This is a genomic window from Brucella sp. H1_1004 (genome assembly GCF_047308065.1).
GTDB classification, from domain to species: Bacteria; Pseudomonadota; Alphaproteobacteria; order Rhizobiales; family Rhizobiaceae; genus Brucella; species Brucella pseudogrignonensis_B.
Map to the genome: position 1 here is coordinate 2,164,760 of NZ_JAYKZA010000002.1, position 12,932 is coordinate 2,177,691.

The window sequence follows — 12,932 nt, forward strand, 5'->3', positions numbered from 1 at the left end:
AGCGGGGTTTTTTTATGGCCGCAACGTATCGACCAGTTGAGATTTTTGCAATGACGTGGCGAAAATGGTGGGTTCTCGAGAACCGGAGCGGAGTGTACTTTTCGGTACATGAGCACCGGAAGCGCAGAGAGGCGCCATTTGCAGACCGTCAGTGCGTAAATATCGACTGGTCGATCACCCCATGCGTTCGGAGGCGAAGGAGCCTGGGCTAGCCGGGAATACGACGGTGCGATTGCCGTTGAGGAATGAACGGTGGTGAATATGCGCGTGAACAGCGCGTGCCAGAACCTGAGCTTCGACATCACGCCCAATGGACACATAATCAGCCGCACTCTGCGCATGGGTCACCCGCGCAACGTCCTGCTCGATGATCGGACCTTCATCAAGATCAGCCGTCACGTAATGCGCTGTCGCACCAATCAGCTTCACACCGCGCTCATAGGCCTGTTTGTAAGGGTTTGCACCCTTAAACGATGGCAGGAATGAATGATGAATATTGATGATTCGACCTGACATTTTCTGGCAAAGTGAATCAGACAGAACCTGCATATAACGCGCAAGAACCACAAGCTCGGTGCCGGTGTTCTCAACAATATCCAGCAGGCGCTGTTCGGCTTCCGGCTTGTTGGCCTTGGTGACAGCGATATGGTGGAACGGAATATCGTGATTAACGACGACCTTCTGATAATCGAAGTGGTTCGACACAACGCCGACAATATCGATCGGCAGCGCACCGATTTTCCAGCGATACAGAAGATCATTCAAACAATGACCAAAACGCGAGACCATCAAAAGCGTCTTCGTGCGATGGGCATTGTCGTGGAAGTCGAAATCCATCTCGAACGGCGCAGCTATCGGCGCAAATCCATCGCGCAGAACATCGAGCGCAACACCTTCTTCAGAAATGAAGCTGACGCGCATGAAGAAGCGACCCGTGTCAAGATCGTCAAACTGGGCGCTGTCAATGATATTACACCCTTTGCCCGAAAGATAACCCGAGATCGCAGCAACAATACCGCGGGTGGACTTGCAGGTGACGGTCAGGACAAAGTTATGCATCGGACTTCCTTTAAAGCATTTTCGAGCCAAAAGTGCGGAGCGGTTTTGCGTCGAATAATGCGTATTACCAATCGATAGAGCGGCTCTGAGATTTCCCATTAAGCGGAACCGATCCATCGTGCAGGCTCATTCGCATGATGATTTTTACTCTACAGAGCAACGATCACCATGCCAGAATGCGTAATGCACTGACCGGATTGCGCTATCAAGTCGATAATGCGTGATGAGCAAATTTGTAGGAGTATTCTTTAGACGGTCGACGTCACCTTGTTCAAATGACGGGGCTTATCGGGATCGTAGCCCTTGCGGCGCGTGACCGATTCAATGATCCGATAATAGTTGATGAGCGAAACCAGCGGGTCGAGATGGCCGTTGCCGGTGCTCGCAGACGGCACCCGATGGCCCGGCACCGAAGCATCACCAAACGAGACAAGGTTCGCGCCTAACGATCCAAGCCTGCCCAGTGCCTGAATGCTTGTTTCAAGCGCTTCATCCTGCGGTATGAACGACAGAATTGGGAAGCCGGTTTCCACCAGCCGCATCGGCCCATGCATCAGCTCGGCAAGCGAGAATGCTTCCGCATGAATATTGGCGGTTTCCTTGGCCTTGAGTGCTGCTTCAAGCGAAATGGCATAGGCCGTGCCGCGTCCACCTGTGAACAGCGACTTTGCCTCAACCAACAGGTCTTCCACTGCCTCACGACCTTCCGGCTTCGTTGCGGAAAGTGCTTCTGGCAAGCGGCTCAAACCCTCTTGCAATCTCGCATCACTGCTGGCAGCAGCCACCACGCCTGAAAGCGCAGCAATTGATGCAATAAAGGATTTCGTTGCAGCAACGCTTTTCTCTTCACCCGCATGAAGGTGGAGCACAATATCTGCACCCTTCGCAAGCGGACTATCCGTGACGTTGACCACTGCAACGGTTGTCGCCCCTCCCCGCTTTGCAGCGTCCTGCACCGCAATAATATCCGGGCTGGCACCCGATTGCGAAACCGTGAAATGCAGCCCTCCTGTCAGTTTCAGTTGTGCGCCATAAACGGAGGCCACCGATGGCCCAATCGAGGCAACCGGAATGCCGGTCGCAATCTCCATCAGATACTTGAAAAACGTCGCAGCATGATCAGATGAGCCGCGGGCCGCCGTCGTGATCATGGTGGGCGACTTTTCAAACAACCGACGGATTTCAGCAAATGTCCCGGCCTCAGCCTCAAGAAGTTTCGCCACGACAGAGGGTGACTGTTCGGTTTCTTGCAGCATCAACGATGGAGCAGTTTGCATGATCATTCTCCAGTTGGATCACTCAATCCATATCAATGTTGTGGCTGTGGCTCCACCGTTGTTTCATCTGCTTTTGCATCCGGCTCCTTGATGCGGAACCATGCAACATAAAGCGCTGGCAGAAACAGAAGCGTGATCGCTGTTCCGGCGATAATGCCGCCCATCATGGCATAAGCCATTGGGCCCCAGAACACTTCCCGCGCAATCGGGATCAGCGCCAGACTTGCAGCTGCGGCGGTCAATGCGATAGGCCGCATACGATGCTGGCTTGCCTGCACAACCGAATCCCATGGATGCATGCCCTCGCTGATGTGTTCCTCAACCTGAACGATCAGAATGACTGAGTTACGGATCAGAATGCCGATCAACGCCAGTACGCCGAGGATTGCAACAAAACCAAGCGGCTTCCCGCTTGGAAGCAGCGCCGCAACAACACCGATCAGTCCAAGAGGCGCAACGGCGACCACGAGGAACAAGCGCTGGAAGCTTTGCAGCTGAATCATCAGCACCGTTGCCATCACGAACAGCATCAGCGGTACAACAGCTGCAATTGGTCCCTGACTCTTGCCACTTTCTTCAACCGTGCCCGCCGTCACAATCGAATAACCCGCTGGCAGTTTTTCGATGAAACTGTTCACCGAAGGCTGCAACTCGCTGACGATTGTATCGGGCATGGTGTTATCGTTGATGCCAGCAGCAACGGTAATGGTTGGAATGCGCGAACGGCGATAAACAACCGGCTGCTCAAGCTCGTAGCGGAAATTGGCAATAGCTGCGAGCGGGACCGAAGTTCCGTTGCCCGTTGCGATTTGCAGGCTCTGCAATGTGTCAATGGAATCGCGTTCATGCTTCTGCGCGCGCACGATCACATCAATCAGATAGATCGAATCGCGCACTTGCGTGACCGGAATACCGCCCACCACGCTATTCAAGGTCGTTGCAATATCCTTGGATGAAATGCCAAGCTTGCGTGCCTTGTCCTGCATCACATCGACCCGAATAACCCGGCCCGGTTCATTCCAGTTATAGCTGACAACACCAAGGCGCTTATCGGCACTCATGACGCCTGCGAAATCCTGCGCGATGCCACGCAGTTGCTGAATGTCAGGCCCGGAAATGCGATACTGCACCGGTCGCCCGACCGGCGGCCCAAGTTCCAGGAATTTCACGAACGTATCAGTGCCAACATAGTCCTTGCGCAGCACCTCATCGAATTTTTCTTTCAGGCGATCGCGTGCGTCGACGTCTTTCGCGACCACGACCATCTGCCCGAAATAAGGATTGGCTGGCTGCACATCGAACGACAGAATGAAACGGATTGCGCTCTGCCCGATATAGGTACTCCAGTGTTCGATATCTGGATTGTCCTTAAGCATCGTCTGCTCAAAGCGCTCCATCTGCGCTTTGGTATCCGCAATCGAGCTGTTCTGCGGCAGTGTCCAGTCGATCACCAGTTCAGGGCGATCCGATTCCGGGAAAAACTGGCGCTCAATAAAGCCCATTCCAAAAACCGAGACGACAAACAAAGCGATGGTCGCTGTAATGGTGATCCATTTATGGCGCATCGCCAGCAGCAGTGTTTTTGAGAAAGCTTGAAAAAACCGGCTGGGCTTATGCTCATGATGCTTCATCTTTTTCGGCAATATCGTCACACCCAGCAGCGGCGCAAACAGCACCGCCACAATCCATGAAACGATCAGCGAAACCGCGATCACCACAAACAGCGTGTAAGTATATTCGCCTGCCTGACTGGAATTAAGGCCAATCGGGATAAAGCCCGCAATGGTCACAAGCGTACCTGTGAGCATCGGAAATGCGGTGTGCGAATAGACGTAAGTCGCGGCTTTATGGATGGGATCGCCGTGTTCAAGCCGCGCCACCATCATTTCCACAGCAATCATCGCATCATCGACCAGAAGCCCGAGCGAGATGATCAGCGCACCCAGCGACACACGTTGCAGCGAAATGTCCATCAGCGACATGACGAGGAAGGTAATCGCCAGCACAAGCGGGATCGAGAGCGAGACCACAAAACCAGCTCGCAGACCAAGGCTGATGAAGCTGACGGCCAGAACAATCACCACCGCTTCAAACAGCGCTTTGGTAAAACCTGACACCGCATCCTGAACCACTTCTGGCTGGTCAGCAACTTTGGAAACATTGATACCGACCGGCAGATCGGCTTTCACCTTATTCATCATCGCGTCAAGCTTTTCGCCAAACTCCAGCAGATTGCCATTTGGCTTCATACCAACTGCAATCCCAATGGCATCTTCGCCATTCACGCGGAAAATCGCTGTTGGCGGGTCAACATAGCCGCGTGTGATTGTGGCAACGTCCGAGAGGCGGAAGAAGCGATCATTGACGCGCAAATTGACGGCTCGAAGATCATCTTCTGAGTTAAACTGACCACTCACCCGTACGCTGATGCGCTCCGGGCCTGCCTGCACGACACCCGACGGCGTTATCGCATTCTGATCCTGAAGCGCTTTCAGAATAGCCTGCTGATCAAGACCAAGGGCTGCCACCTGACGAGTTGAAAATTCGAGATAGATCGCCTCATCCTGCGCGCCGATCAACTCAACCTTACCAGCGCTTGGAATAGTCAGAATTTTGGTTCGTACATCTTCCGCATAGTCGCGCAATTGGCGCATCGACAACCCATCGGATGTGAAAGCATAAATATTGCCAAACACATCGCCAAACTTGTCATTGTAATAAGGACCATAAACGCCCTCAGGCAAAGTGGGTTTGATGTCATCCAGCATGTGCCGAACCTCGGACCACGCCTTGGTCACTTGTTCCTTGCGCACAGTGTCTTTCAAGAACACAAACACCACCGACTTGCCGGGCGTGGTCACGCTGCGCGTATAATCAAGCGTATCCAGCTCTTCGAGCTTCTTTTCAAGCCGGTCGGTGACTTGATTCATCGTCTCATCAATGGACGCACCCGGCCAGCTTGCCTGAACAACCATCGTCTTTACGGTAAATTCAGGATCCTCCGCACGGCCAAGGTCGAGATAGGAGACAAGGCCTGCAACCAGAAAAACCAGCATGAAATACCAGACCAGCGAACGATGGTTCAAAGCCCAGTCAGAAAGATTAAAACCTTTTTTCACAGGCCGCTCCCCTTCGCATCCAGCCGGACTTTTTGTCCTTCTTCAAGCTGGTTCACGCCAGCCGTTGCCACGTAGCTACCCGCTTCAACATTATTGGCCATAAAACTATCGCGACCGCGCTCCACAACCTCAATATCATGAAGGCTTACGGTCTGCGTTTTGGGATCAACGACCCAGATTGCCGTTTTACCGTCTTTTTCCACCAGCGCCTCAATCGGCAAGATCACATGATCGTTCTGCGACCGTGTGCGGCCTGCGCGAATGGTTGCGCCAAGCCGGAAACCTTCTGGTGGATTTTCAAGTGCTATACGAACACGACGCGTGCGTGTTTGCGCATCCGCTTGCGGTGCAACTTCACGCACAGTTCCCTGCCCTGTGACACTTCCATCGGCCTGAAGCTGAACATGAAATGGCGTTCCTGCCGCAAAAAACTCAGTCATATTGTCAGGTATATCAAGAACGGCTTCGCGAATATCCGGTCGCGCTACTGTCATCACAGCCTGGCCTGCTGCAACCACTTGTCCAACTTCCGCATTGGTGGCGGAAATAACCCCGTCAAAATCCGGGCTTAACACAGCATAGCCACGCTGATCTTCCGCTTTGCGCAAACCAGCTTGTGCTTTTTCAAGCCCGGCCTGTGCGCTGTCACGCGCCTGTTTTGCGGCATCATAATCGGCTTGCGAAATATTGCTGCCTTTGAGCAGAATATGAAGACGCTCCTCACTCGCGGCAGCATTGGCATATTGCGCCTGCGCACTTGCAAGATCAGCTTTTGCCGACTGCACAGAAAGATCAAGTGCCGTAGGATCAAGCATGGCGACTGTTTCGCCTTTTTTGACGAGATCACCAACAATGACAGGACGCGCAATCAATCGCCCCAGCACCCGAAAAGCGAGATCAGTCGAATAGCGCGGCTCGATTGTACCGGCAAAACTGGTTTGTATCGCAGGCTTTGGCGTAGCAATTGTGTAAAGCACCGGACGAACAGGAGCGGCTTCTGCGGACTTATCATCCTCCTTGCCACAGGCTGCCAGCGCAACAAGCGCTCCCGCCAAAGCAAGAGAGCCAAAGATTTTCATAGACGGCTTCATTGCGCAGCTGCCCCTTCAAGACCCTGAATAATCTCTGTCTGGGCACCCGTGCGCAACATCTGCGCACCCTTGGTCACAACCAGATCGCCTTCATTCAGACCGGACGCAACGATCACCCGCTCTTTCTCAAAAGCAAGCACCTGCACCGGAACCAGCGCTGCGAGCTTCGTATCCTTAGCCACGCGCCACACAGCCGTATTTCCGGCATTCGATGCGACCGCGCTCCACGGCAGAATAAACACTTCCCGCCCATCCATATGCACGGTGCCGGTAACGATTGCACCAAGCGCCATTTGCTCAGGCACGTCCGAAATTCCAACCTTCACGCGCACAGTGCCAGTTTGCGCATCAACCACCGGCGAAATTTCGCGAATACTGCCTTCAGTCTTAACCTCTTCATCCGAAAGCAGACCCAGCGTCACACCCATGCCAATTTTGGCATGATTGACCAGCGTTTCCTGCACATCGAAAATCGCATCGCGTGCGCCGTCTTCGGCAATCGAAAACGCAGTCTGTGCGGCCTGCACCACCTGTCCGCTCTCGACGTTACGCGCCGTTATAACGCCTGAAACAGGCGCGCGCAGCTCTGTATAAGACAGCTCGTCACGCGCATTACTCAACTGGCTTTCAGCGTTGGTTATTGAGCTTTGCGCGGTGCGTAAAATCTGTTGCGCCTGATCGAACTGACTGCGCGTCGTAAACCCCTGCTCCAACAAAGCCTGTTGTCGTTTGAAACTTGCCTCAGCTTGCACGAGCTGCGCACGCGCGGCATCCTGCGAGGCCTGCGCAACCCGGATATTGGCTTGCTGCTCAGCATTATCGATGCGCGCAAGAACTTCGCCCTTATCGACATGCTGACCGATTTCGACAAGCCGTTCGACCACTTGTCCATTGACGCGGAAAGAAACATTGACCAGCGAGCGGGCAGCAATCGCGCCCGACAAAGTCAGTTGCGGCTGATACTCAACAAGCGTGCTTTCAACCACAGCAACAGGAATCGTCCCGCTCATTTCGGCATGTGCAACATAGCCAGAACCACCGACAATGCCGCTAGTCAAAAGAACCAGCGCAATAGCTCGAAGACGAACCTTTCTTATCTGCATAAGCGGAGGAATTTCACTAGCCATTTGAACGGTTCTCGCCTGTTTCTACGGCGCGCACAATGCTATTAAATGAGTGCTAAGGAAAGCACGCCTTCTAAACATCATTAACTGCCAATTCTGAATTCTCCGGAATATCGGCACCGCCGCCGGACAAAACAAGAAGCAGAATAAATTATCTGCGTGTATCTTCAATAAGTCGAACAACAGAAGCGTTGAGCGCATATTTTGTACGCTGTGTTCGCTCATCGCGTTGAAGAATAGAAATATAACCACCCTCTACGCTCAATGCTGCAATTTCGCGCAACACAAGCGCATGGGCAACGCCGAATATTCGTGCAAAACTGCGGCTGTCCGATGCAATTTCAAGTGCCGCGGCCGCAAGAATACCAGCACCCAGCCGCGAGATTTTGCCGGATTGCGCTTCGATTGCATCGACCAGCGCCATATAGTCAGTGGCGTCGGTCACGCACTCACAGCCTGCACCGGCCGGAATGAAACGATAACCGATTTTGATGTCGGCGTATCGCTGCCTTCACCAGCGCTGCCAAGCGGCACGAGCACATTCATCTCGGGATAATAGCCAGCAATACAACCACGTGGAATATCGTAAGGCACAAAACGGAAATCACGGGCAACGCGCTCAACACCATCATTGAATTCGCCGACAATATCGGCACGGTCACCCGCTTCAACACCAATATCCGACATATCGGCAGGGTTCATGAAAACGACCTGACGCTCACCATACACGCCGCGATAGCGATCATCCATGCCATAAATCGTTGTATTGTACTGATCATGGCTGCGGAAGGTTTGCAGGACGTAACGCCCCGGCTTGCCACGCGCCTGCTGATGTTCAACCGCTTCCGGCAATGCTCCACTCCAGAACGTCGCCTTGCCTTTTGGCGTTCGCCATTCCAATTCTCGCGCAGAATTGCGCAAATGGAAGCCGCGCGGCACCCGAACCCGCTCATTAAAATCGTAAAAATCAGGCAGCACCTTCGCAATATGATTGCGGATCAGATCATAGTCATCAGCCAGTGCCAGCCAGTTGACAGGCTTTGCTCCAAGCGTCGCATTGGCCATTCCAGCGATAATACCGATTTCCGAACGCAACAAGGACGATGCTGGTTTGTTGATACCACCCGAGCCATGCACCATGCTCATGGAATCCTCGACCGTTACAATCTGCGCAACGCCTTTGGAATTGAGATCAATCTCTGTGCGTCCAAGACATGGGAGGATGAACGAGTCCTGCCCCGGCACCAGATGCGAATGATTGAGCTTAGTTGCGATATGCACTGTCAGTCGTTGCGAAGACAGCGCTTTGGAAATGATCGGACTATCCGGCGTGGCGCGGGCGAAATTGCCGCCAAGCCCAATAAAGGCCTTCGCCGTTCCATCAAGCATGGCACCAATTGCAGCAAGCACATTATGCCCGGGCGCACGCGGCACCTCGAACCCAAACTCTTTTTCCAGCGCATCTAAAAACGCTGCTGATGGCTTTTCATTGATGCCAACAGTGCGATCGCCCTGCACATTGGAATGGCCACGCACCGGACACAGACCAGCACCCGTTTTGCCAATATTGCCGCGCAGCAGCATGAAATTGGTGATCTCGCGAATGGTGATGACGGAATGTCTATGTTGCGTGATACCCATCGCCCATGTGCAGATCACCTTGCCAGCCTGCATATAAATGCGTGCCGCATGTTCGAGTGACTGTCGCAACAAACCCGACTGATCTTCGATTTCTTCCCACGTTGTCGCATCAACAGCCTTGCGATAGGCTTCAAACTCGGCCGTATGCTGCGCCAAAAACTCCCGATCAAGAACCGACAGTTCACCCTTCGCCAGTGCTGCATCATCAGCCGCAAACACCGCCTTGGCCATGCCGCGGAAGGCGGCCATATCACCGCCAAGACGCGGCTGATAATAATCGCTGGCAATCGCTTCGCTGCCGCCACGCATCATTTCGAGCTTGTCTTGCGGATCGGAAAAACGTTCCAGTCCGCGCTCGCGCACTGGGTTGAAGACGACAATCTTCGCACCGCGTTCGGCTGCACGCCTGAGATCACCCAACATACGCGGATGATTGGTGCCGGGATTCTGGCCAACGACAAAAATCGCATCGGCATGCTCGAAATCCTCAAGCAGAACAGTGCCTTTGCCAACACCGACCGCCTGTGTCAGCGCAACGCCGCTCGCCTCGTGACACATGTTCGAGCAGTCAGGAAAATTATTGGTGCCATAAGCGCGCACAAAAAGCTGATAGAGAAAGGCGGCCTCATTGGAGGCACGGCCCGATGTATAAAACTCAACGCGATCCGGCGTATCAAAGCTGTTTAAAATACTGCCAATAGTCGCAAAAGCCTCGTCCCATTCGACCGCTTCATATTTATCGCTCGCCGCATTATAGCGCATCGGATGCGTCAAACGCCCGGCGTTCTCCAGCGCATAATCCGTCCACGAGCGCAGTTCGGAGACCGTATGCTCGGTGAAAAACTTGGGCGTCGTGCGTCGCTCGGTGGCTTCCCACGCGACAGCCTTCACACCATTTTCGCAAAACTCAAACGACGAGCCATGCTCCGGGTCGCCCCACGCACAGCCGGGACAATCGAATCCGTCGGGCTGATTGGCTTTAAGCAATGCCCGCGCACCCGTTAAAGGCGCACCGCTGGCCAGCAATTGCTTGCCGCAGCTTTTTAACGCACCCCACCCACCAGCAGCACTCGACTTCTTGCCGATAAATCCAGTGTCGTGAGTTTTGCTCATTTTGCTATCCTCGACTGCACAGCGCTTCGTGCCCGATTATCTATGTTTTTACGCCTCTTGACCTTCAATATGCGTCAAAAGTGGCCGCTAACTGTCTTAAAGTTATCTTTACTTTATACCATATGGCATCAACATCTCAGTCACAAAAGACACCAGATAGTATGGTCCGAAGAATTGTGGCATCAAATAACCGAGAGCAATGGAAACTGTGATGATTGTTTTCCTTGATTTCAGCAACGCAATCGGTCATTCGACTGGTAAACAAAACTGACCACAAGGGGTGGAGAATGCCCAAAATCGTTGAAATCGCCGACCTGAAACGATTGGCAAAGCGCCGTGTCCCAAAGATGTTCTTTGACTATGCAGACTCTGGCGCATGGACGGAATCGACCTATCGCGTCAATGAAAGCGATTTCTCGAAGATCAAGCTTCGCCAGCGCGTACTGGTCGATATGACCAATCGCTCTCTTGAAACGACGATGATCGGCGAAAAAGTTTCGATGCCTGTCGCCCTCGCCCCAACGGGTTTGACCGGCATGCAACATGCGGATGGCGAAATGCTGGCTGCACAGGCCGCCGAAGCCGCTGGCGTTCCTTTCACTCTGTCAACCATGAGCATTTGCTCTATCGAAGACGTAGCATCGGTTACCAAGAAGCCATTCTGGTTCCAGCTTTATGTCATGAAAGATCGGGAGTTCGTGAAGAACCTCATCAGCCGTGCCAAAGCAGCAGGCTGTTCGGCGCTGGTGCTGACGCTTGATCTGCAAATTCTCGGCCAGCGTCACAAAGATTTGCGCAATGGCCTGTCTGCCCCGCCAAAGTTCACGCCAAAGCATATCTGGCAGATGGCCACCCGCCCCGGCTGGTGTCTGGGCATGATGGGTACCCAGCGCCGCACCTTCCGCAACATTGCGGGCCACGCGAAAAACGTGACCGACCTTTCTTCGCTCTCCGTATGGACTGCCGAACAGTTCGATCCGCAACTCAATTGGAACGATGTTGCCTGGATCAAGGAGCAATGGGGCGGCAAGCTGGTTCTCAAAGGCATCCTCGACGAGGAAGATGCATTGATGGCGGCGAAGACCGGCGCAGATGCGATTATTGTTTCCAATCACGGTGGCCGTCAGTTGGATGGTGCGGTTTCCTCCATCTCGATGCTCAAGCCAATCGTCGACGCCGTTGGCGACCAGATCGAAGTACATATGGACGGTGGTGTTCGCTCTGGTCAGGATGTTCTCAAAGCACGCGCACTTGGCGCGCAAGGCGTCTTCATTGGCCGCCCGTTCCTTTACGGTCTTGGCGCAATGGGTAAAGAAGGCGTAACGCTGGCGCTCGACATCATCCGCAGAGAACTCGACGTGACAATGGCGCTTTGCGGTAAACGCAACATCAACGACATTGATCAATCCATCATCAAGTCAGCGAATTTTAACTAAAATCCTGACAACCATCTAAAATTGTAAAACCCGGCTTGTGTCGGGTTTTTTCAATAAAAACAGTATTTAAGACACAACTAAAACGTTAAATTTTAGTGTAACCTAATAAGAAGTAACCTTAATTTAAGTATATTCGTTTACCAACTTCAACCAACAGTTCGGGAGCTGTGGTGAAATTAGTCTGGAGTTGGTTAGATGAAGAATGTTTCAGCGATCGCGTTCATCGCCCTTGGTACAGCATTTTGCGCCAACGGAGCGCGCGCTGCTGACATTGTTTACGATGAGCCAGCTCCAACGATCATCGCTCCACCCCCTGTCGCATCCGGCTGGTATATTCGCGGTGACCTTGGCTATAATTTTAAGAACAAAACCGATGGCAACTGGAATTTCTGGAACCAGTTTGATCCACCTTATCGCGGCATCGACGACACCTTGAAATACGATAGTTTCAAGCTGAAAGGGGGCGCATCTTATGGCCTCGGCGTTGGTTATCGTTTCAACGAAATGTTCCGCACCGATGCCACGCTGGACTTTTTCCGAGCCAATATCAACGGCCGGACCAAGTGCACCAGTTATGTAAAGAGCGCCCACGGCCTCAATCCGGTTGAAGATAATTGCAATTATGAAGATGCTTCGACGGCAAATATCTGGACGGCAATGGCGAATGCCTATGTTGACTTGCCAAAGGTTGGAGCCGTCACCCCATATCTCGGTGCCGGTCTTGGTGCTGCCTATGTGAAATACGGCAATTGGGATACACGTCAGATATGCTCTGGCGTCACAACCCGTGATTGTGATTACCAATCCGACAAGAATGGTCTGGATAGCTGGCGCTTTGCCATGGGCCTGATGGCTGGTGTCAGCTACGACCTCACCCAGCAGCTGAAATTTGACCTGGGCTATCGGTATCTGCGCATCAACGGTGGCAAGGCCTATGGTTATGACGCTGCTGATCGCAGCACCAACCCATACGGCAACGCCGAAGGTCCGGGCGCAACAGGCGCACAGGCACGCGACAATGGCTTCAACATCCATACCGTCCGCGCTGGTCTTCGCTACGAGTTCAACTAAT

The 12,932-nt window shown here is 53.1% G+C and carries 9 protein-coding genes; 2 read left to right on the plus strand and 7 right to left on the minus strand.

Annotated features, from left to right (window positions below):
- Positions 1 to 174: 174 nt before the first annotated feature.
- From purU to U2P60_RS17915, 7 genes are all read right to left on the minus strand, one after another.
- On the minus strand, positions 175 to 1,059 hold the full coding sequence (purU, locus tag U2P60_RS17885) for a formyltetrahydrofolate deformylase (RefSeq protein ID WP_313826939.1): 885 nt from the start codon (positions 1,057 to 1,059) through the stop codon (positions 175 to 177).
- A gap of 248 nt (positions 1,060 to 1,307) precedes the next feature.
- Positions 1,308 to 2,336, minus strand: a complete 1,029-nt coding sequence (locus U2P60_RS17890; protein WP_413573560.1) for an SIS domain-containing protein — start codon at positions 2,334 to 2,336, stop codon at positions 1,308 to 1,310.
- Positions 2,337 to 2,368: 32 nt separating this feature from the next.
- Entirely contained in the window at positions 2,369 to 5,455 is a 3,087-nt protein-coding gene (locus U2P60_RS17895; RefSeq protein WP_413573562.1) for an efflux RND transporter permease subunit, read from the minus strand.
- Positions 5,452 to 6,534 carry an efflux RND transporter periplasmic adaptor subunit gene (locus U2P60_RS17900; RefSeq protein WP_409558611.1) on the minus strand — a complete coding sequence of 361 codons (1,083 nt, stop codon included), beginning with the start codon at positions 6,532 to 6,534 and terminating at the stop codon, positions 5,452 to 5,454. Before U2P60_RS17900 ends, U2P60_RS17895 begins: the two co-directional genes overlap by 4 nt.
- 8 nt (positions 6,535 to 6,542) lie before the next feature.
- Positions 6,543 to 7,673: an efflux RND transporter periplasmic adaptor subunit gene (locus tag U2P60_RS17905; protein ID WP_413573564.1), complete on the minus strand. Its 1,131-nt coding sequence runs from the start codon at positions 7,671 to 7,673 to the stop codon at positions 6,543 to 6,545.
- 148 nt (positions 7,674 to 7,821) lie between these two features.
- Positions 7,822 to 8,094, minus strand: coding sequence for a hypothetical protein (locus U2P60_RS17910; RefSeq protein WP_413573862.1), 273 nt, complete (start codon positions 8,092 to 8,094; stop codon positions 7,822 to 7,824).
- Positions 8,095 to 8,111: 17 nt separating this feature from the next.
- Positions 8,112 to 10,424 (minus strand): FdhF/YdeP family oxidoreductase, encoded by a 2,313-nt coding sequence (locus U2P60_RS17915; protein WP_413573566.1) that lies wholly within the window; start codon positions 10,422 to 10,424, stop codon positions 8,112 to 8,114.
- A gap of 287 nt (positions 10,425 to 10,711) precedes the next feature.
- On the opposite strand from U2P60_RS17915, the gene U2P60_RS17920 reads away from it, so the two are divergent.
- On the plus strand, positions 10,712 to 11,860 hold the full coding sequence (locus U2P60_RS17920) for an L-lactate dehydrogenase (protein WP_413573567.1): 1,149 nt from the start codon (positions 10,712 to 10,714) through the stop codon (positions 11,858 to 11,860).
- A gap of 195 nt (positions 11,861 to 12,055) precedes the next feature.
- Positions 12,056 to 12,931, plus strand: coding sequence for a porin family protein (locus tag U2P60_RS17925; RefSeq protein WP_313826947.1), 876 nt, complete (start codon positions 12,056 to 12,058; stop codon positions 12,929 to 12,931).
- Position 12,932: the final 1 nt, after the last annotated feature.